This window comes from Hyphomonas sp. GM-8P, assembly GCF_003263315.1.
Lineage (GTDB): Bacteria > Pseudomonadota > Alphaproteobacteria > Caulobacterales > Hyphomonadaceae > Hyphomonas.
The window spans coordinates 36,892-57,769 of sequence record NZ_AWFE01000105.1 but is presented as its reverse complement, the minus strand read 5'-3'; the positions used below and the strand labels follow the sequence as shown (position 1 = coordinate 57,769).

General features: G+C 60.1%; 21 protein-coding genes. 17 read left to right on the top strand and 4 right to left on the bottom strand.

The features are described 5' to 3' along the window. Window positions 1-5: 5 nt before the first annotated feature. From HY26_RS15630 to HY26_RS15580, 11 genes are all read left to right on the top strand, one after another. Entirely contained in the window at window positions 6-518 is a 513-nt protein-coding gene (locus HY26_RS15630) for a thermonuclease family protein (RefSeq protein ID WP_112074050.1), read from the top strand. Window positions 519-746: 228 nt separating this feature from the next. After that, a complete protein-coding gene (gene trbB, locus HY26_RS15625; RefSeq protein ID WP_112074049.1) occupies window positions 747-1,679 on the top strand; it encodes a P-type conjugative transfer ATPase TrbB in 933 nt (310 codons plus the stop codon). A gap of 12 nt (window positions 1,680-1,691) precedes the next feature. Beyond that, window positions 1,692-2,024: a TrbC/VirB2 family protein gene (locus HY26_RS15620; protein ID WP_112074048.1), complete on the top strand. Its 333-nt coding sequence runs from the start codon at window positions 1,692-1,694 to the stop codon at window positions 2,022-2,024. Beyond that, window positions 2,024-2,278, top strand: a complete 255-nt coding sequence (locus tag HY26_RS15615) for a VirB3 family type IV secretion system protein (RefSeq protein WP_112074047.1) — start codon at window positions 2,024-2,026, stop codon at window positions 2,276-2,278. The genes HY26_RS15620 and HY26_RS15615 overlap by 1 nt, the downstream gene beginning before the upstream one ends. Next, the gene (gene trbE / locus HY26_RS15610) at window positions 2,272-4,725 is read left to right on the top strand and encodes a conjugal transfer protein TrbE (RefSeq protein WP_112074046.1); all 2,454 of its coding nucleotides are present in this window, start codon (window positions 2,272-2,274) and stop codon (window positions 4,723-4,725) included. The genes HY26_RS15615 and trbE overlap by 7 nt, the downstream gene beginning before the upstream one ends. A 10-nt stretch (window positions 4,726-4,735) precedes the next feature. After that, window positions 4,736-5,440 (top strand): P-type conjugative transfer protein TrbJ, encoded by a 705-nt coding sequence (trbJ, locus tag HY26_RS15605; RefSeq protein WP_233351660.1) that lies wholly within the window; start codon window positions 4,736-4,738, stop codon window positions 5,438-5,440. A 6-nt stretch (window positions 5,441-5,446) separates the two neighbouring features. Beyond that, window positions 5,447-6,748, top strand: coding sequence for a P-type conjugative transfer protein TrbL (gene trbL, locus HY26_RS15600; protein WP_112074044.1), 1,302 nt, complete (start codon window positions 5,447-5,449; stop codon window positions 6,746-6,748). A gap of 4 nt (window positions 6,749-6,752) precedes the next feature. Beyond that, complete coding sequence (trbF, locus tag HY26_RS15595; RefSeq protein ID WP_112074043.1) at window positions 6,753-7,451, top strand: conjugal transfer protein TrbF; 699 nt, start codon at window positions 6,753-6,755, stop codon at window positions 7,449-7,451. After that, the gene (gene trbG / locus HY26_RS15590; RefSeq protein ID WP_112074042.1) at window positions 7,448-8,452 is read left to right on the top strand and encodes a P-type conjugative transfer protein TrbG; all 1,005 of its coding nucleotides are present in this window, start codon (window positions 7,448-7,450) and stop codon (window positions 8,450-8,452) included. Before trbF ends, trbG begins: the two co-directional genes overlap by 4 nt. Further along, on the top strand, window positions 8,449-9,687 hold the full coding sequence (locus HY26_RS15585; protein ID WP_112074041.1) for a TrbI/VirB10 family protein: 1,239 nt from the start codon (window positions 8,449-8,451) through the stop codon (window positions 9,685-9,687). Before trbG ends, HY26_RS15585 begins: the two co-directional genes overlap by 4 nt. Window positions 9,688-9,764: 77 nt before the next feature. After that, the gene (locus tag HY26_RS15580; protein WP_233351659.1) at window positions 9,765-10,937 is read left to right on the top strand and encodes an acyl-CoA dehydrogenase family protein; all 1,173 of its coding nucleotides are present in this window, start codon (window positions 9,765-9,767) and stop codon (window positions 10,935-10,937) included. A gap of 11 nt (window positions 10,938-10,948) precedes the next feature. Here the strand turns inward: HY26_RS15580 and HY26_RS15575 are convergent, their stop codons facing one another. The 3 genes from HY26_RS15575 to HY26_RS15565 form a co-directional block, all read right to left on the bottom strand. Beyond that, on the bottom strand, window positions 10,949-11,575 hold the full coding sequence (locus HY26_RS15575) for a sulfotransferase family protein (protein WP_112074040.1): 627 nt from the start codon (window positions 11,573-11,575) through the stop codon (window positions 10,949-10,951). Between the two features lie 79 nt (window positions 11,576-11,654). Further along, window positions 11,655-12,509: an SDR family NAD(P)-dependent oxidoreductase gene (locus HY26_RS15570; protein ID WP_112074104.1), complete on the bottom strand. Its 855-nt coding sequence runs from the start codon at window positions 12,507-12,509 to the stop codon at window positions 11,655-11,657. A gap of 108 nt (window positions 12,510-12,617) precedes the next feature. Next, window positions 12,618-14,627, bottom strand: coding sequence for a bifunctional diguanylate cyclase/phosphodiesterase (locus HY26_RS15565; protein WP_034764351.1), 2,010 nt, complete (start codon window positions 14,625-14,627; stop codon window positions 12,618-12,620). A 267-nt stretch (window positions 14,628-14,894) separates the two neighbouring features. Between HY26_RS15565 and HY26_RS15560 the strand changes: the two genes are divergently transcribed. Both HY26_RS15560 and HY26_RS15555 read left to right on the top strand, forming a co-directional pair. Then, window positions 14,895-15,143, top strand: coding sequence for a DUF3297 family protein (locus HY26_RS15560; RefSeq protein ID WP_034764355.1), 249 nt, complete (start codon window positions 14,895-14,897; stop codon window positions 15,141-15,143). A 55-nt stretch (window positions 15,144-15,198) separates the two neighbouring features. After that, window positions 15,199-15,786 (top strand): NnrU family protein, encoded by a 588-nt coding sequence (locus HY26_RS15555; protein WP_034764358.1) that lies wholly within the window; start codon window positions 15,199-15,201, stop codon window positions 15,784-15,786. Here HY26_RS15555 and HY26_RS15550 read toward each other — a convergent pair. Next, entirely contained in the window at window positions 15,783-16,172 is a 390-nt protein-coding gene (locus HY26_RS15550) for a hypothetical protein (protein WP_112074039.1), read from the bottom strand. The genes HY26_RS15555 and HY26_RS15550 overlap by 4 nt on opposite strands. 86 nt (window positions 16,173-16,258) lie before the next feature. Here HY26_RS15550 and panB point away from each other — a divergent pair, with 86 nt between their 5' ends. From panB to der, 4 genes are all read left to right on the top strand, one after another. Continuing rightward, window positions 16,259-17,080, top strand: coding sequence for a 3-methyl-2-oxobutanoate hydroxymethyltransferase (gene panB, locus HY26_RS15545; RefSeq protein WP_112074038.1), 822 nt, complete (start codon window positions 16,259-16,261; stop codon window positions 17,078-17,080). A gap of 84 nt (window positions 17,081-17,164) precedes the next feature. Beyond that, complete coding sequence (locus tag HY26_RS15540; protein ID WP_112074037.1) at window positions 17,165-17,887, top strand: hypothetical protein; 723 nt, start codon at window positions 17,165-17,167, stop codon at window positions 17,885-17,887. Then, window positions 17,884-19,239, top strand: a complete 1,356-nt coding sequence (locus HY26_RS15535; protein WP_112074036.1) for a PQQ-like beta-propeller repeat protein — start codon at window positions 17,884-17,886, stop codon at window positions 19,237-19,239. Before HY26_RS15540 ends, HY26_RS15535 begins: the two co-directional genes overlap by 4 nt. Window positions 19,240-19,286: 47 nt before the next feature. Next, window positions 19,287-20,816 carry a ribosome biogenesis GTPase Der gene (gene der, locus HY26_RS15530; protein ID WP_112074035.1) on the top strand — a complete coding sequence of 510 codons (1,530 nt, stop codon included), beginning with the start codon at window positions 19,287-19,289 and terminating at the stop codon, window positions 20,814-20,816. Window positions 20,817-20,878: the final 62 nt, after the last annotated feature.

The window sequence follows — 20,878 nt, the reverse complement described above, 5'->3', positions numbered from 1 at the left end:
CGGTCATGAAGATCACGTCCATATTGCTGACCGGCCTGTCTCTCAGCCTCTGTCTTGCTGCTTGCTCAAACCAGGCTGAAAAACCGTCCTCGCCAGGATATGAGATGGACCGTCAGGCAGACATTGCCGGCACTGCCTCCGTAATTGATGGTGACACAATCGAAATCCATGGTCAGCGCATTCGCCTCTCCGGTTTTGATGCGCCCGAACGAGGCGCCAGATGCGGCGCTATCAATGTCTACCAGAAAGCCTCCTTGGCGCTTGCCGACATGATTGGCATGCATACCGTGACATGTTTTTCGCAAGGAACAGACCGTTACGGACGTATTGTGGCGACATGCTCGGTAAAGGGCGTCGACCTCGGACATGAACTGGTCCGGAAAGGCTGGGCGCGCGATTGGCCGCAATACAGTCAGCGCGCCTATGCAGAAGATGAAGTTTCAGCACGCGCCAACGCCAGAGGCATATGGGGACTGGACTGTCCGGGCGATCTGTGGGGTGAGAGAACCTATGACTGATCTCGCCATGAAGTTTTGATTTCTACTCTGATTTTTATCAATCTCGCCACCTGACGATCATACCGCGACCCGGTTCAACCTCCTCATTCCCGCGACTTCCCGGGGTTCCATTTAACACCAACTGGTCACAGCGCATCACGACTGGAAAAATCTCCTCATTACCAATGAGGACCTTACCCGTTGCCGTCTCCAGGCCAGCCTCCCGCAACCATCGCCCGGCATGCATCCATGCTACGCACGGCTTTTACCGGTCCTGTGCAGGCTGCTCTGGATGCCAGCGACACGATTGAAATTCTTGCCAATGCCGACGGATCGGTCTGGATAGAGCGGACCGGACACGGACTGGTTCGGGCGACAGATTTTCTCGGCGCGCCCGAGCGGGAACGGATCATCCGCCTGGTAGCGTCTTTTACAAAAGAGCCCTGTGATCACTCAACCCCGATCATTTCTACCGAGCTCCCCCACACAGGAGAACGGTTTGAAGGCATTCTTCCGCCGGTGTCGGAAGCGCCCTGTTTCGCAATTCGCAAAGCGACGCAGGATCCGGTGTCCCTGGACAGCTATGTGCAGTCCGGCGCCATCTCGCCCGCGCTTCTGATCGCGCTTCGCAGAGCCCTTCAGGACCGGCTCAATATCGTCATCGCCGGAGGCACCTCTTCCGGAAAGACGACATTCGCCAATGCCCTTCTCGCTGAGCATCAACTCCTGGAAGATCGTATTGTCATTCTTGAGGATACGCGGGAGCTTCGCTGTATCGCGCCCAATGTCGCGCAATTGCGGACCCATCGCTCATCTGTGACGCTTTGCGATCTTGTCCGGTCAACCATGCGCCTGCGACCGGACCGGATCATTGTCGGAGAGGTCCGTGGCGGTGAGGCCCTGGATCTCTTGAAAGCGTGGAACACCGGTCATCCCGGCGGGATCACGACACTGCATGCCAATTCAGCCAATGGCGCCCTCATTCGCCTCGAACAACTGGTTGCAGAAGCCACATCCGGGCTTCCCTACGCGTTGATCGGCGAAGCCGTCGATGTCGTTGTCTTCATGTCGCGCAGCTCAGGCAAGCGGAGGGTGGAAGAGACCCTGCGGGTCCTGTGCTTTGACGAAGACGGATACCGCACCGAGCCACTCGTCGCCCCCAGTTTCACAATCGTTCAATAAGGAGATTTTCAGATGCTCTATAGAACGGTGGACGCCATCCATCGAAGTGTTCAGTGCGGTGTCATCCTGGCAAGTGTCGCGCTGGTTGCGCCGGTCGCACATGCCGCTGGGTCCGGTATGCCCTGGGAAGGACCACTTGATCAGATTCTTCAGTCCATTGAAGGTCCCGTTGCCCGGATCGTGGCAGTGATCATCATTACACTGACCGGATTGACCCTCGCTTTCGGGGAATCGTCTGGCGGCTTCCGCAAACTCATCCAGATCGTATTCGGTCTGTCGATCGCCTTTGCTGCGACCAGCTTTTTTCTGACTTTTTTCTCATTCGGCGGCGGTGCGCTGGTCTGATGACAGAGGGATACGAAATTCCGCTTCACCGGGCGATCGCGGAACCCATTCTTCTGGCGGGGGCCTCGAGAAGCGCAGCCATTGCGATCGGAACGCTCGCGGCAGTCCTCGCACTCGGCCTTCGCCTTTGGTTACCAGGGCTCGGAGTCTGGATCATGGGGCATTCTGCGGCGGTCTTTCTGGCGCGCCTCGATCCGGACTTCATGTTGGTTGCCCTTCGCTCCGCCCGGCACAGGGAACACCTTTCATGCTGAACCTTTCGGAGTACGCCTCCAGGCCCCGCCTGCTTGCTGACTATTTGCCATGGGCCTGCCTGGTCGCCCCCGGTATTGCGCTCAACAAGGATGGCTCTTTTCAGACGACATTCCGCTATCGCGGCCCCGACCTTGAGAGTTCGACCGAAAGCGAACTCGTTGCCACGACCGCAAGGGTCAATAATGTTCTGCGACGGTTCGGCAGCGGCTGGGCCTTGTTTTTTGAAGCCGCGCGCCGACTGGCGGATGATTATGTCGAAGGCCGGTTCAACAATGCCTTTGCCTGGCTGGTCGATCAGGAACGCAGCGCCGCAGCTGAAGAGACTACAGCCAGGTTTGAGAGCGACTATTTCCTGTCTCTGGTCTGGCTCCCCCCCGCAGATGCGAAAGGCCGCGCCGAGCAGGCGCTGATCGAACGCCCGTCCCGTGTGGAAAACGAAGGCTGGCGGCAGAAACTTGAACAATTCGAAACAAGGTCCAGACAGGTCTTTGACCTGCTCTCAGGGTGCCTGTCCGAAATAGCTCCGCTCAGCGATGACGAAACGCTGACCTATCTCCATGCGTGTATTTCGACCCGGCATCACCCGGTCCAAACCCCGGATTTACCCGTCTTCCTCGATGCCATTCTCGCCGATGAGCCCTTCACGGGCGGCCTCGAACCAATGATCGGAGAGGCCCACATCCGGGCGCTGACCCTACTGGGCTTTCCCGGCACGACATTACCCGGCATGCTCGATGCACTTAATCGTCAGGGTTTTGCCTATCGATGGGTGACCCGTTTCATTGCGCTCGACAAAGCCCATGCTGAAAAGCTTCTGTCCAAGAAACGTCGCCACTGGTTTGCCAAACGCAAATCGGTTGGGGTCGTCCTTCGGGAAACACTTTTCAATGAGGCTGCAGGCCTTCTCGACAATGATGCATCCAACAAGGCTGCAGATGTTGACAACGCGCTTCAGGAACTCGGATCGGACCTTGTTTCCTATGGCTACATGACCACGACGCTCATCGTTGCAGACAAGGATGCGCGTGCAGTCGATGAACAGCTTCGCGCAGCAGAACGTATCCTCCATGGCCGCGGCTTCACATCCATCCGGGAAACACTGAACGCCGCAGAGGCCTGGCTCGGATCTCTGCCGGGTCATGTCTATGCCAATGTCCGCCAACCCATCGTTTCCTCACTGAACCTGGCCCACCTCCTGCCTTTGTCCGCCGTCTGGGCAGGTGCTGCTCGCAATGAACACCTGAACGCACCGGCACTTCTGGAAGCCCGAACGGACGGCACGACGCCATTTCGGGTAAACCTGCATGTCGGAGATGTCGGACACACGCTCATCGTCGGTCCAACCGGGGCAGGCAAATCCGTCCTTCTCTCATTCCTGTCTTTGCAGTTCAGCCGTTACATGGATCCGCAGGTCTTTGTGTTTGACAAAGGGCGCTCGATACGCGCCGCCCTGCTGGCGATGGGAGGCACCTATGTCGCCCTGAACAGTTCTGATGCCTCGTCACTTCAGCCTTTAAGGGACATCGATAGCGAGCGTGGGGCGACCTTCGCAACAGACTGGCTGGCGGGTCTTTGCGCCGCCGAGGGTGTCGTCATGACCCCTGACATGAAAGCGGCACTCTGGGACGGGATACAGGCGCTGGCATCGACGCCGGTTGCCGAGCGTACCCTGACCGGCCTCAGCCTGCTCATCCAGTCGCCTGTTCTGAAGGCAGCCTTGCATCCATACACATTGGACGGGCCCTATGGGCGCCTGTTGGACGGCGATGAAGAAACGCTCGAATTCAGTCATTTCGCATGTTTCGAAATGGAAGAGCTGATGCACAGTCCAGGCGCTGTCGCCCCCGTCATCTCATATCTCTTCCACCGGCTAGAAGCAAAGTTTGACGGGCGCCCAACCCTCCTGGTTCTGGATGAGGCCTGGCTCTATCTGGATCACCCGGTCTTTGCATCGCGCCTGCGCGACTGGCTCAAAACACTCCGTAAAAAGAATGTTGCCGTCGTCTTTGCAACGCAATCTCTCACCGACATCGAAACCTCATCGATTTCATCCACTTTGATTGAATCCTGTCCAACCCGAATTTTCCTGCCCAATGACCGCGCACGAGCGCAAGGGCAGTCTGAAATCTATCGCAGGTTCGGCCTCAATGACCGTCAGATCGACATTCTCGCACACGCCCAACCAAAGCAGGACTATTACTACACCTCCCCCCTCGGCGCCCGCCTGTTCGATCTCGGCCTCGGACCAATTGCGCTTTCGGTCTGCGCCTCAGCGTCCCCCGGAGACCAGGCCCTTCTGGAACGCTGCCTGGCAACATCAGGTGCCGGCGGACTGGTCGGAGACTTCCTGCGTCTGAAAGAGCTCGGATGGGCGGCTGACCTTTTGTCAGCCTGGCCTGGTCCAGGCGAAACATCATCCCCTCATGCCAACGCAAAGCCGGAATAGGAGATCCGCCTTGAAACGTCCCTCAGTCTGCGCCGCTCTGTCCCTCTGCATACTGCTGTGCGCCTGTATCGCTCCGCCAGCGACCGCACAGCTGTCTGTCTACGACCCCGCAAACCATGCTCAGAATATTCTGCAAGCCGCGCGCGCCCTGCAGCAAGTCGACCAGCAGGTCGAACAGCTGACTCATGAAATCGATATGCTCGAGAAAATGGCACGCGATCTTGAAACCTTTCCAATGGACGTCAGCCACGCGATCATCCAGGAGCGTATCTCGCGCATCGACGCTCTTCTGCATAAGGCAGAAGGGATTGGCTACGAAATCGGCGAGGTCGAACGCAGATACAATGAGGCCTACCCCGAAACATATGGTGACACGCCGCCTTCTGCGTCGGCGCTCCTCAGAGACGCCCGCGCCCGCTGGGCACAATCGCGAACAGCGCACCGCGACGTGCTGCTCATGGCAGCCGAGATCACCGCAGCAAACCAGTCCAATGCCGGAACTCTGTCTGAGCTCGTTCGCGGAAGCCAGGAGGCTGCAGGTAATCTGCAGGCGCTTCAGGCAGGCAATCAGATCGGTGCGCTCTCAACCGATCAGCTGATCCGTATTGAAACCCTGATGGCGGCCCACTACCGCGCCCGGTCACTTGATGAAGCAAGGCGTCTTGCTGAAGCCACCAGTGCCCGCGCACGCCTCAGAACCTTTCTGGAGAAGTGAGGCATCATGGAAGAGATGGATGTCATCGATCGGTTCCTGGATATTTTTATCTCCTACATCGATTCCGGATTTGGCCTGCTTCAGGGCGATATCGCCTATCTCACATCCACGCTGATCGTAATCGACGTCACACTGGCGGGGCTCTTCTGGGCCCTGTCAGACGGTGCAGACGTTATGTCGGGTCTCCTCAAGAAAGTTCTCTATGTCGGCTTTTTCGCCTTCCTGCTCGGCAATTTCTCTTTCCTGGCCGACACGCTGTTCCGGAGTTTTGCAGGCCTCGGGGTGAAAGCCGGGTCTGCGACCCTGACCGCAGAAGACCTGATGCGACCCGGCTATATCGCCTCAGTCGGGTTCGAAGCCGCCCTGCCACTGATTGAAGACATCGCAGAAATGCTTGGCCCGATCGCCTTCTTCGAAAATTTTGTAATGATTGCCGTGCTGCTGATCGCCTGGGCCGTCATCCTGATTGCCTTCTTCGTGCTGGCCGTCCAGCTTTTCGTTACAATCCTCGAATTCAAACTGACAACGCTCGCCGGCTTCGTACTTGTTCCTTTTGCGCTCTGGAACAAGACCGCATTTCTCGCCGAACGGGTGCTGGGGAATGTCATCAGCTCGGGCATCAAACTCATGGTGCTCGCCGTCATTATCGGCATCGGCTCGACCCTGTTCGGGACAATCACCGACGCTTTTTCCGGTCCGGACGATGTCACTTTGGCGGACGTTATGGGCGCCGTCCTGGCAGCCATCGTTTTTCTCTGGATTGGGATCTCCGGTCCCGGCATTGCCGCCGGACTTGTCACAGGTGCACCTCAACTGGGTGCAGGCTCCCTGGCGGGCACCGCAGCGGCTGTCGGCGCCGGAACCCTGCTTGCTGGCGCTGGTGGCGTCAGCGCTGTGCGGGGCGTTTCAGCCGGGGTTAAAGCCGGCGCCTCGCTCGCGGGCGGCGCCCGGACCGCCTATGACCTCGGCAAGGTCAGATCGGCTCAGACAGGTTGGCGCGGGATCGTCGCCGGGGCGCAAGGCATCGCGTCTGCCGGCGGGGCCGGTCTTCGTAGTCTTGCGGACAGGCCATTGGCAAATGTCAGGTCCGCCTATCGCGAAGGCGCCCGGCAAGCCTTCGGCACGACAGGCGGCTCTGCCGGAACAGGCGATGAGCCGCCAACATCACCTGCGAAACCTGCCTGGGCCCGGCGACTGACGGCAGAGCAGCGATTGCAACATGCCGGCACCCTGGCGGCGCATGCTCTGCGTGATGGTGATCGCGGCATGAGTGGCGCGATCCCTTCCCTGAAAAACGACGAGGACTGAACAGATGATTTTCAAACGCAGCTCGACCCATTACGGGCAGAGCCCGTTTCCCGAAACACCCTACCAGAAAGCCGGTCAGGTCTGGGACGAGCGAATAGGCTCTGCACGCGTCCAGGCGAAAAACTGGCGAATAATGGCGCTCGGCCTCCTTGGTGTTGTGATATTCACCTCCGGCGCACTCGTCTGGAAGAGCCTGCAATCAACCGTCACGCCTTATGTGGTTGAAGTCGACGAGATGGGCGCCGTGCGTGCCATCGGACCGGCCATGGCGACTTACAAGCCGGATGATGCTCAGATTGCTCACCACCTTGCAAACTTTATCGAGTATCTGCGAAGCCTTTCCATCGACCCGGTCGTCGTTCGACAAAACTGGCTGAAAGCCTATGATTTTGTCACCGACAAAGCTGCCATCACCCTGAATGAATATGCCCGGGACAATGATCCGTTTGCCGACATCGGCAGAAAATCGCGTGCGGTTGAAGTGGTCTCGGTTGTCCGTGTTTCCGATGACAGCTTCCAGGCGCGCTGGGTCGAAAAAACCTATGAAAACGGCGCGCTGACGATCGCCCGGCGCTACACCGGCCTGTTCACCCTGATTCAGGATCCGCCGCACGACGCTGAAACCCTTCGCGTCAATCCACTCGGAATATATGTCCACAGCCTCAATTGGGGCGAAGATCTTGTCACAGGAGACAACAAATGATCCGCCCTCCGCTTAACGTTCTCGCCTGCCTGCTTGCCTCCGCCTGCGCAACATCTCCGGAAACCTATTCCGGCCCGCCTGAGCGGCAGGACTTCGTTGCTGCAGCGCTCAATGCCGACACGCCGGAACGCCCCGTCAAAATTGTGGAGACAGCAATACCACTTCCTCTGCCCGGCCAGCTGAAACCCCTCGACCCCTCGCCTGCTGCAACAAGCCTGCCTGCCGCTGAAATCATTGCGAAGGGAACGCACGCGGCCCGGCTCGAACCGACGGCTGATGGCTATTTCAACGCGATACATGTCTATCCTTATACAGAAGGGGCGCTCTACTGCCTCTATGCCAGCCCGGGACAGGTGTCCGATATCGCTCTCCAACCCGGAGAAACACTGGTTTCGGTATCTGCCGGTGATACTGTGCGCTGGGTGGTTGGTGACACCTCATCCGGATCAGGTAATGATACCCGGACCCATATTCTGGTGAAGCCCGTCGCCTCCGGCCTCACCACAAACCTCATGATCGCAACAGACAGGCGGACCTATCATCTGGAGCTGACCAGTCTCGAAACCAGCTATATGGCTGCCCTGTCCTGGCGCTATCCAGCCGATGAGTTGGCCATTCTGACATACCGCAATGAAAGCGCCCGGTCACGCCAGGCAGAATCGGTCTCGCCCAGCCTCAACCTCAGCGACCTGAACTTCGACTATCGCATTGAAGGCGACAGGCCAGACTGGCGTCCGGTCCGGGTGTTCGATGACGGACGACAGGTCTTTATTCAGATGCCGGCAGATCTTGCAATGACAGATGCTCCGCCGCTCTTTGTTCTCGGCAGGAAAGGCAACGCCGAACTCATCAATTATCGTATTCGCGGCTCATACTATATTGTCGATCATCTCTTCCAGGCAGCGGAACTCCGCCTCGGCACAACGCCGCAGACCGTTGTACGTCTGCGCAGAGGCAAGGAGCCAGCCGGCTTTGCCGTTTTGTTCGGTGACCGGAAATGAGTGAACCTCCGCTCTTCCCGAAACAATCCGACACGTTGAAACTCAAGGCAAAGATCCGTCCCGTCACACGCATCAATCGCAAGGTCCTCATGGTAGGTGCAGCAATCTGTGTTCTGGGAATTTTTGCCGCTGTCTCGGTTGCCTTCGCGCCGCCCGGAAGTCTTGAGACGGCCGATCATACAGAGCTCTTCAATACCGTTACCAAACGTACACCCGATGGTCTGACGGAATTGCCCGCCTCTTATGCGAACTGGAACCCGGAGATCCCCCGGCTCGGCGCCCCGCTCTCCGGCGATCTTGGCGCCACCGTGGTGGCCGAAGAGCAGGAATGGGGATTGCAGCCCGAATGGCAGGTTCCGCCTGATCCGGACTTCCGGCCATCACAGGAAGACGAGGCCGCCCGCGCCCGAAGGCTCACAGAAGCAAAACTTGCAGACCAGGCACTCAAAGCGGGGGTCTTTTTCGACGTGTCCCTGCAGAGTCCGATGCCGGATCACCAATCACCCGGCCGAATGAGCGAGCCATTCGGCTCAGAACTGCTGGCGCTTGCTTCACGCGCCGGAGATACTTCAGCCCGCCGCAGCCCGGATGCGAATACCAATTTGCAGGATCGGAAGATCGCATTTGCTGACAGCCATGCCGATGATGACATTTACAATCCTCATGGCGTCGAAATGCCCGCCTCCCCCTTCCAGCTGATGGCCGGATCGCTGATTTCGGCCTCCCTGGTGACCGGCATCAATAGTGACCTGCCCGGAACAGTCATCGCACAGGTGACCCAGCCGGTGTATGATTCCATATCCGGCAACCACCTCCTCATCCCGCAGGGGTCCCGCCTGATCGGTCGCTATCAGTCAGAAATCTCTTTCGGCCAATCACGTGCACTTCTCGTCTGGGACAGGATATTGTTCCCGGATGGACGCTCGATCCGGATCTCAGAGCCGGGCGCAGATGCAGCCGGCGCCGCAGGGCTCTCTGATCGAACAGATAATCACTGGAACAAGGTCCTGGCCGCAGCGGGTCTGGCAACAATACTCGGAATGGGCGCTGAATTCGGCAAGGATGATGATGGCCTTGAACGCGCCATCCGGCGTGGGTTTGGCGATAGCATTTCCGATGCCGGTCAGCGGGTCGTTGATCGAAATCTCTCCATCCAGCCAACGCTTCGAATTCGTCCCGGCTGGCCTGTCCGCATCCTGGTGACCCGCGATATCATTTTCGAGCCATTCGAGTGACAATAGCCGCGACGCCCTGACTCTGGACGCAGCGCAACAGTCAGAATAAGTCTCCCTCCGATAAGAGGAGACACCGGATGTACCAGATTGCACCGATGAGCGAAGACCAGGAAGCCATCAAGGCGGCCGTCGAGAAGACACTGGAGCCGTTCGACGACGAATACTGGGGCACAGTGGACGAAACCGGCAACTGGCCGGAAGAGTTCTGCGATGCCATGGCCAAGGGCGGCTGGCTCGGCATCGCCTTCCCGGAAGAATATGGCGGCGCAGGCCTTGGCCTCACTGAAGCGGCGCTGATGATGCAGACTGTCACCCGCACAGGTGCAGGATTCTCAGGCGCCTCGGCGATCCACCTCAACATTTTCGGGCCGAAGCCGCTGGAAAAGTTCGGCAATCCCGAACTGAAGCAGGAGAGCCTGCCGAAGATCATCTCTGGCGAGGAGAAAATGTGCTTCGCCGTGACCGAGCCGAATTCCGGCCTCGACACGTCCAGCTTGGAGACCCGGGCCGAGCGCACGAACAATGGCTATGTCATCAATGGCCGCAAGATCTGGACGACCGGCGCCCAGCGCGCCGACAAGATCCTGATCATCGCGCGCACCACGCCGAAGGACCAATGTGCGAAGCCGCATCTCGGCCTGTCGCTCTTCTACACCGATCTTAACCGCAATCGGATCGAAGCAAACCCCATCCCGAAAATGGGCCGCAAGGCGGTGGAGTGTAACACGCTCTTCATCGACAATCTCGAAGTGCCGAAGGAGCATCTGATCGGCGAGGAAGGCGCAGGCTTCAAATACCTGCTGCAGGGCCTGAACCCCGAACGCGTGCTGTTCGCTGTGGAAAGCGTCGGCCTCGGCTTCGCCGCGCTGGAGCGCGCCGCACGCTATGCCAATGAGCGCGTTGTGTTCGGCCGCCCGATTGGCCAGAACCAGGGCATCCAGCATCCGCTGGCGAAATCATGGGCGGAGCTCTCCGCCGCCGAACTCCTCGCCTACAAGGCCGCCGGCCTTTACGACAAGGGCGAGGAATGCGGCGCCGAAGCCAATGCCTCGAAATATCTCGGCACCGAAGCCGGCTTCCGCGCCTGCGAGACAGCCGTGCTCACCCATGGCGGCATGGGCTATGCGAAGGAATACCATGTCGAGCGCATGATGCGCGAAGCGATGCTCGCCCGCATCGCCCCGGTCAGCCGCGAAATGATCCTGAACTTCATCGCTGAACGCGTGCTGGGCCTGCCGAAGAGTTACTAGGCCAGCAGGGACTACATCTCGTCGGCCTTCTTCATGTGCTGGAAGAATTCTTCCTTGCTGTTGGTGCGGGGATAATCGCCTGTCGGCACCGGCACGCCGAGAAAGGCGCAAAGCGGTTCCCAGCCGTCTTTGGCCGAATGGACGAGCAGGCGCTCGGCGGGGATCGCGGCTTTCACGGCGGCTTCGTGCTGGTGGAAGGCCTCGATCAGCTCTTCCTTCGTCTTTGCGCCGCCGAAGCTGCGCTCCAGCACCTTGCTGACCATTGTGAACCATTCCACGGCCTGCGACGGCCAATTCTCCGGCGCCCAGACGGTAGCAAGGATGGTCTCGGAAATGCTGCCATACCAGCTCTCGGCAGATCGCGAAGAGAGGATGATCTTCGCATCCGGATAGTAATCCGCCAGCTCCTTCCAGAACGCCGCCGAGGGCCAGTCGACGGCCGAGTTGTAGCCCTTGTAGATGGCGTCGAAGTCCGGCTTGCCGGCCAGCGCATCGTTCCACAGCGGCACCTGTTTCTCGCCATTCTCGATCACTTCGATCATGTGGTGGCACGGCCCGAAGCCCAGTTGCTCGAGCGCGAGTTTGAGGGACATCGTCCCGGTCCGGCCGAAGCCGGCACTGATTGCCTTGAGTGTCACATCATTCTCCCTGAGCCCGGTTGATCCGGAACTGTTTCAACAGCGCTGGCACAATTGCCCTGCGCAAGACAGACACGCCCTAGTGCCGCGGAACCCGGCCGCGGATGCGGTCGAACCCGGCCTTCACATTGTCGAAGCGCTCCATGATGGCAGGCTCGAACTCATTGTCGGTGAAGATGTAGGCCCAATTGCCTTCAATCCCCTCACGGACAAGCTCACCCACATAAAGCGGATCGATGCCATGGGCGATCGCGTCACGTGCCATCTGGGCGAATTCGGAATGGTCGAGATCTGCACTCTGACCCGTAGTGTCCCGCGCGCCGGCAAAGCGGGCCGGCACATTGCGCGAGGAATCCATGATCTTTGTCCGGATGAAACCAGGACACAGCACAGACACGCCAATACCCCGCGGCTCCAGTTCCGTCCGCAGGCCTTCACTCAAGGCAACGACGCCGAACTTGGTGACATTGTAGGGCGGGTTCGTGACCGGCAGAAAGCCCGCAATCGACGCCGTCGAAACGATCTGCCCGCCTTCGCCATGCGCCTCAATCAGAGGCCCGAAGATCTCGATCCCCCACACGACCGACATCAGGTTCACCCCGATGGTCCAGTTCCAGCCTTCATCAGTCCATTCGCCATAGCGTCCGCCCCCGCCCACGCCGGCATTGTTAACCAGAATATCCACGCGGCCATAGCGCTCCATCGCCGCGTCGGCGGCAGCCTGTAGCTGGTCTTTCAGGGAGACATCCGCGATCACGCCGTCGACATCGGCATTGGTCTGCTTCAGCCCGCTGATGGCGTCATCCAGCGCGTCTTTCTCGATGTCGCACATCATCACCTTCACGCCGGCCTGCGCCAAAGCGGTGGTGATGCCGAGCCCAATGCCGGATGCGGCCCCCGTTACAAAGGCAACCTTGCCTGCCAGATCTTTCATGATGTCCTCCCGGTATTTTGTTATGCCGGGAAGCATGCGCCCGCCCTGCCAAACCGGCAAGACCAGACTGAGGGAATTTCAGAAGACCACCGCCGCGAAACCAACGGCTTACGCGACGTCGCGCTGCGATCCTTCCAGCAATTCCCGGTAAGTCGGGAAACGCTTTTCGCCAATGAGGTAGGCGTGCAGCTCACGCGCCTCCAGCGGCGGGGCATAGAGGTAGCCCTGTACCAGGCGGCACCCGGCACTGCGTGCAATCTCCAGCTGTTCGCTGGTTTCAATGCCTTCGATGATGCACTCGATCGACAGCGACCGGCAGAGATGCTGGATCGTGGCGACAAGACCCAGGCCACGTGCAGTCGTGTTGATGGCTGCGCCGAAGCTGCGGTCGATCTTCACAATGTCGAATTCCAGTTCCTGAAGGTAGCGCAGCGAGGAATACCCCGTACCGAAATCGTCGAGCGCGATCTTCAGGCCCATGAAGCGGAACTTCATGAGATTGTAGCGCGCTTCTTCCATGTCGTTCAGAAGGGAGGATTCCGTCACTTCCAGAACCAGGCGATGGCGCACGGTTTCCGGTTCTGCCAGGATCATTGCCACCAGCGCATCGCTCGTCTCGCGGCTGATGATATCCTGCGCGGACAGGTTCACCGACATGGACGGCAGTTCCGGCCAGTGGCGCAGATGGTCCAGTGCCTTGCGGACCACGACTCGGGTCAGCTGCTGGGTCATGCCCATCTTCTCGGCAATGGCCACGAATTCGAGCGGCGGCACAGATCCTAGCTCCGGACTGTCCCAGCGGGCCAGCGCTTCGCACCGGGTCACCTCGCCTTCAGTGGAGTTCACGATGGGCTGGAAGACAAGACGCAGTTCGTTGTCGAGGTCGGCCTTCTTGAGCGCCTGGTGCACGACAGCTTCACGTAGCTGCGTTTCGGCATGGCTGGCCGAAAATTCAACCGCCTGCCCCACCTTGTGCTCCTTGGCGCGGAACAGCGCAAAGTCTGCCTGCTCCATCAGGTCGTGAGCAGTCTGCACCGGGAAGGAACGCGAGGAATAGCCGACCGAAGCCGATACGCGGCTGATATCCTTGTTCGGCAAGCGAACAGGCTCGTTCATGGCGTTGACGATCTGCTGGGCGATGCGTTTGGCGTCTTTCTGGCTCACGGTCTTTGGCAGGATGTATGCAAACTCATCCCCGCCGAGACGCGACACGCTCGCCTTGTCACCCAGCACGCGTTTCAGGCGGCGGGCCGTCTCCACCAGCACGGCGTCGCCCGCCGTATGGCCGAACACGTCGTTGATCGGCTTGAACCCATCCAGGTCAATCAGGCCGATAACCGGAAGCATTTTATCTGTCTTCGGATCATATGCGGCCTCAACATCGATGAAGAACTGCCGCCGGTTTGGCAGGCCGGTCAGCATGTCGGTCAACGCCATGGACTCGTTGGTATGGGCCAACTCCGACGAACGGCGGTTTTCCGCATTCAGCCGGTTGAGCAGCACGACCGACTGGGCCAGGCGCAGCTTGTAGGTCCGCGAAGCCAGGAAGAACACAAGGTAGGTGACCCCCAGCTGCATGGTCGCATAGAAATAAAACCGCTCACTCCAGTCGAAGAACAGCACACAGAAAACGCCGAGCGTCATGAACAGGCACACGCCGACCAGCCTCGGCCGGGAAATGGCACAGATCGTCGAAGACGCCCCCGTGAAGGCCGTGAAGAAGGACAGGTAAAGCCGTTCCTGACTGTCGCCATACGGCAGAAGCGCCCAGACCCAGATTCCCAGGATGAGAAACAAGGCGGCCGTGAGCACTTCGACCTGTTTGAGTTTAACGCGCGCCTCGTCCGGATGCTCCAGCCGGCTATTGCCGAATTTCCAGAAAGAGAGGCGCACAGTGCTGAGTGCAACAAAAATAACCGGGACACCCAACGTCAGGAAATCCGGGGCATTGCCAACGAAGGTCGCACCGAGCGCGACGGCAGCGACCGTCAGCATCATGTAGAGTGCGGGAATATTCTGCGAGATGGCCCGCAGCTGCTCCATCATCACAGCTTCTTCCGGCGTGCGCGCGTTCTGAAGCATCGTCCGGTACGCGTTGATGTTGGTTCTTTTGAGCATGTTCTCCGCCCGTTTGGTCTCCCCTGACTAGACGGGAAACCCTAATCTTCGGTGGATTCCGGGCGCGAATTTGCGGGCTTGGTTAAGCATCTGTTTAACATGTCGCACTGGCCCCGCCCTATCTCGCCGGAACCTGGCGCGATCTGTTGCCGCCACTGCGGGACCTGCCAGCCAATCCAACGGGTTTCTGGCCGCTGCAGGGTGGCGTCATGTCATTCCTGCCTGCCCCCTCTTGCCGTGGGCGCGGCCCGCGCTAAAACCGCTGCCATGACTGACCAGCTTCCTGACCGCCTCTGCGTCGACCCCGACAGCCCGTTCCACGATCCAGAGCTCCTCCAGAAGGAGATCGGTGTGCGTTTCAACGGCACGGAAAAAACCAATGTCGAGGAGTACTGCATCTCCGAAGGCTGGATCAAAGTCGCCGCCGGCAAGGCGCTCGACCGCAAGGGCAAGCCCCTGACCCTGAAACTGAAAGGCCAGGTCGAGGTCTGGATCAAGGACGCCAGCGAGGGCTGAAGCCCCTTCCGGATTCTGCCAACTCGCCGTAAGCTCCCTTCAGGGAGGGCCCCTCATGGCGATATTCATTCTCGGTCTGGTGATCTTTTTCGGCGCGCACGTCTTTTCGGCTGTGCGGTCGCGGGAACCGGGCAAGGATCTCAAGAAGAAGATGGGATACGGGCCCTTCATGGGGACCTATACCTTCGTCTCCATCATCGGCTTCTTCCTCATCTGTGTCGGCTTCAACGAGACCCGCGGCATGGGTCTGGTCTATTCCCCGCCGAGTTGGGGCAAGCACGTCAATTTTGCCCTTATGCCGCCGGCCTTCATTCTGATCGTGGCCTCGCAGCTGCCGGTTGGCCGGATCAAGAAATGGGCGAAGCACCCGATGCTGGTCGCCGTGAAGCTGTGGGCGTTCGGGCACTTCTTCGCCACCGGCCAGCTGAACGCCTTCCTCCTGTTCACTGCATTCCTCACCTTCGCCATCTTCGACCGGGTCATGGTGAAACGCCGCGGTGATACCGGACCTGCCCCGGATGCGCCGACCAAACTGTGGCCCGATGTGGCTTCGGTCATCGGTGGCATCGTGCTTTATGTGGCGTTTGTGGGCTACCTGCATGCAGCCCTGATCGGCGTTCCGGTGGTCATGCCGGGCCGCTAGCAGGTCCGCCAACCAAACCGGGGCGCCAGCGCCATTGCGGCAAGACCGATGGGGAATAGCGCACCCCGACGGATATCGAAGGAAGCCAGGTACTCATCCAGCGGCTGGCGCAACAGGCCGAGGGCGAAACCGCTTTCGATCAAGAGCAGCACCGCAACACCGCCCAGTCCAACAGTCCAGGTGTCCGTCCGGAAACCGATCCCCCGGCCAGATCTGTATCCGAGAAAGCAGATGGCGCTGGTCACCAGCGGAAACTCCAGCCAGTGGGCCTCCGGATCCCCCAACCACGGCATGAAAACAAGCTCCCGCAGAGCGCCGAAAAAGAAGCCGACCACAAAAGCAGCAGCGCCATAAACCAGAGCCAGTTTCCATGTTCTGTGTCGCATCGCCGTGTTTTGGCTCCCAGATAACTTCCTTGTAATCCCAGAAGGAATTCTTGCCCGCACCTGCCGGAGCGGATAAGCCGCTGCGCATGTCAAAGCAAACTGAGATCACCCGCAAGACCGTCAAGGACATCGCCAGAGCCAAGGGCGGTACGCCGCTGGTCATGCTGACGGCCTATGACGCGCCGATGGCCGAACTGATGGACCCGCATGTGGACATGCTGCTCGTCGGCGACAGCCTCGGCATGGTCGTCCATGGCCTGCCCTCCACCGTCGGCGTGACGATGGAAATGATGATCCTGCACGGCCAGGCCGTGATGCGCGGCTCGCAGCAGGCCTTCGTCGTCGTGGATATGCCCTTTGGCAGTTACGAAACCAGCGAGGACCAGGCCTTCCTGAACGCGGTACGGATCATGAAGGAAACCGGCTGCCAGGCAGTGAAGATCGAAAGCGGCGCCTATGCCGCCAAGCAGATCGCGCACCTGGTCGAGCGCGGCATTCCGGTCATGGGTCATGTCGGCCTGCGCCCGCAGGCGATCAATGTCGATGGCGGCTTCCGCGCCAAGGGCCGGACCGAAACCGAGCGCGAGATCGTCATCAATGAAGCCCGCGCGGCCGACCGCGCCGGCGCTTTCGCCATCGTCATCGAAGGGGTCGCAGAAGACCTGGCGGCGGAAATCACCGCAGAAGTCAGCTGCCCCACGATCGGCATCGGCGCCTCAGCTGCCTGCGACGGGCAGGTCCTGGTTGCGCAGGACATGCTGGGCCTGTTCGACTGGGCGCCAAAATTCGTCCGCCGCTACGCCGACCTGCGCACCGAGACGGAAACCGCCGTGAAAGCCTATGCCGACGACGTCCGGGCCCGCAAATTCCCCGGAAAAGCTGAAACCTACAGCCTGCGAAAACCTTGACCAGAACAGCGCTGGCACATTGCAGCCAGCGGCGGCGACGTCTAGGTTCCCGCCAGAATTGTGAACCCCGACCGGAGCGGCCCCTTGAGCGACATTTTTGAAGAAGTCGACGAAAGCCTTCGCCAGGACAAGATCGAGACTATCTGGAAGCGCTATCGCCTCTTTGTCTATGGCGGTGCAGCACTCCTGATCGGTGCGGTCGCCCTGAATGAATTCGTGCTTCATCCGCACTTCGCTGAAGTCCGCGCCGAACGGGCGAAAGCCTTCGAGCAGGCAACAACGCAACTGGCAGACGGCGACTATACCGATGCCGAAGCCGGCTTCCGCGAACTGGTGAGCGAGGAATCGAGCCTGTCGCCGCTGGCGGCAAACTTTCTGGCCCAGACCCTTTATGAAGGCAGCGGTGACGCTGCTGGCGCCACAGAAGTACTGGCGACTTCCGGCAAGGCAGACGGAACGCCCTTCGAGCGCGCCGCGCTGCTGAAGGCCGCCTATGCCAAGGCCGATACCGTTTCGCTGGCAGAGCTGGAAACCCTGCTGGGCGATCTGAAAGAAGAAGAGTCCGGCCTCGGCGCCCTCGCCCGCGAACTGATCGCTGCGAAGGCCTATGCCGAGGGGGACCCAGCCCGGGCCCGGACTGCCTATAACCGGCTGAAGTTCGATGCTGCTGCGCCGCAAGGCGTCGTCCGGCGGGCAGAGATTGCCCTCGCGGCGATCCCGATCCCGGAAGAAACAGCCATCGAGACACCTGCTGAAGCGGCAGCCCCTACCGAGCCGTCCGAAACCACCGAGGAGACCGGTCAATGACCCCTACCCGCAAGTTCCTGCTGGCCGGAGCCGCACTCGGCTTCCTTGGCCTGACGGCCTGCTCCAGCCTGCCCAGCTTCAATTTCGGAAACAACAAGGCAAAGGAACTGGCCGAGGCCGAAAAAGCCGGACGGATCACCATGGTCCTGTCGGATACCGAGCTTGAGGCCAATCCGGAACTCGCCACTGAAACCATCAACCTGCCGCCTGCGCAGGACGTCACGGCCTGGCCCCAGGCCGGCTCGAATGCCGAAAAGGTGATCGGGCACATCAAGGCCGCGGAGACGCTGTCGGTTGCCTGGCGCAATGGTGTCGGCAAGGGTTCCGGCAAGAAGTCGGCAATCTCCACGCCGCCGGTCGCCAGCGAGACGACCGTGTTCACACTCGATTCCGAGCAGGCTGTGGTCGCAACCGATCTGGCAAGCGGCAACACGAAATGGCGCAAGAAGCTGAAAGGCCTGACCAAGCGCGACAAGGCCGCGCTCGGCGGCGGTCTTGCTGTCCAGGGTGACTCCCTGATCGTTGCCAGCGGCTTCGGTTATGTCACTGCGCTCGATGCCAATACGGGTGAAGAAAAGTGGAAGAACACACTGAGCGCACCGATGACGGGCGCGCCGACCATCAAGGATGGCCGAATCTTCGTCGAGTCCAACAATAACGAAATCTACGCCCTGTCGATGGACAGCGGCGAAATCGAATGGTCCGATCAGGCAATCTCCGAAACGGCCCGCGTGCTGGGCAGCCCCAGCCCCGCCGCCGTGGAAGACTTTGTGATCGCGCCTTTCTCTTCCGGTGAAGTCATCGCCTATCTCGCCTCGAATGGCCGCCGCCTGTGGACGGATGCCATTTCCAGCGCCGGGCGGTTCACCCCTATTTCCGAGATCAATGACATCGGCTCACGTCCGGTGCTCGCTGGCGGGCTCGTCTATGCTTCCAGCCAGTCAGGCATCACGATCGCCATCGATGGCCGCAGCGGCCAGCGCATCTGGTCCAAGCAGATCGGCTCGGTCCAGCCTCCAGCCGTCACCGGCGAGCATATGTTCGTACTCGGAACGGATGGAAAACTTGCCTGCCTCAACTCCTCCTCGGGCGAGGCCTACTGGGTTGTTCAGCTGCGCCAGTTCGAAAAGCAGGAAAAGAAGAAAAAGCGCATCTCCTATTCCGGTCCGATCGTCGCATCCGGCCGGGTCCTGGTCGTCTCATCGACCGGACACCTGCTCGCTTATTCGCCGCAAACCGGCGAAGAAGTTGGCTCTCTCAAACTGGGTGACCGCGTTTACCTCGAACCCATCGCCGCTCAGGACAAACTCATTGTTCTGACGGATGATGCCAAACTGATCGCAATCAAGTAAGGGGCGGCGCCGGCAGGCGCGAACCCCGCTTATGTTACGGGCCTGCCATGCCGCTCAAACTCGCCATTGTCGGACGTCCGAACGTCGGAAAGTCCACGCTCTTCAACCGGCTCGCCGGCAAGAAGATTGCGCTCGTCGATGACCAGCCGGGCGTCACCCGCGACCGCAAGGAGGCCGAGGGCAACCTCGCCTCGATGCCGTTGATCCTGATCGATACGGCCGGCTATGAAAGCGTCCATGATGACAGTCTGGAATCCCGCATGCGCGCCCAGACCGAGGCCGCCATCGCAGAAGCAGAGCTGTGCCTTTTCCTGGTCGATGCACGTGTCGGTATCACGCCGGACGACGAAAACTTCGCTCAGCTGCTCCGCAAATCCGGACTGCCAATTGTTCTGGCGGCGAACAAGGCGGAAGGCCGCCAGGGCGAAGCGGGCGTAATGGAAGCCTGGTCGCTTGGCTTCGGTGAGCCAATCGGCCTGTCAGCAGAGCATGGCGAAGGCTTTGCCGAACTCTTCGACGCCATCCGCCGCGCGCTCGGAGAAGAAGCCTTCGAGAAGGCGATGGAGGAGCCGGAGCCCGACTATGCGCGCGGCGGCGGCGAAGACATTCTCGAAAAGCTCGCCCATATCGACATCGACGATGAAACGCTCTCCGACGACGACCTCGTCGCGGCCATCGAAGAAGCCGATGTCGATGTGGAACCGGAACCGCCGCGGGCCGACAAGCCCGTCAAGCTCGCCATTGTCGGTCGCCCGAATGCCGGCAAATCAACCCTGATCAACCAGCTCCTGAAGTCCGACCGCCTGCTGACAGGCCCAGAAGCCGGCATCACACGCGACTCCGTCATGCTCGACTGGGAGTGGGAAGGCCGCCGCATTCGTCTCGTCGATACGGCTGGCCTGCGCCGGAAGAGCAAGGTGCAGGAACGGCTGGAACGCATGTCCACGGCCGAAACCATCCGTTCCCTGAAATATGCTGAGATCGTTGCGCTGGTGATGGATCCGCACGATGCACTCGAAAAGCAGGACCTGCAGATCGCAGACCTCTGCCTGCGTGAGGGGCGCGGCCTCGTGCTTGTCGTGTCCAAGTGGGACACGGTGAAGGATCAGGACGGCGCCGCCCGGCACATCCGCGACATTGCCAACCGGCTGATGCCGAACGCCGGCGGTGCGCCGGTCGTCTTTCTCTCCGGCCTGACCGGCAAGCATGTCGAACGGCTGATGCCGGCGGTGCTGCAGGTTCACAAGGACTGGACGGCGCGCGTGAAGACCGGCGACCTGAACCGTTGGCTGCGCCACACGATCGAGCGCCATCCGCCTCCAGCCGTTCAGGGCAAGCGCATCAAGCCGCGCTACATGGCTCAGATGAAATCACGCCCGCCGACTTTCGTGCTGATCGCCTCGCGCGGCGACCAGATGCCGGAAACCTACAAACGCTACCTGATCAATGAGCTGCGGAGCGATTTTGACCTGCACGGCGTGCCGATCCGCTTGTTCGTGCGTCAAGGCAAGAACCCCTATGCCGACAGGCCAGCCGGATTCCAGAAGCCGCCTTCGAAAAAAGGCAGCAAGCGCTGAGATCCCGCACACCAGAATGTTATTCGTCTGACAGCGCCTGCTTTTATAAGCAGGGGCAACCG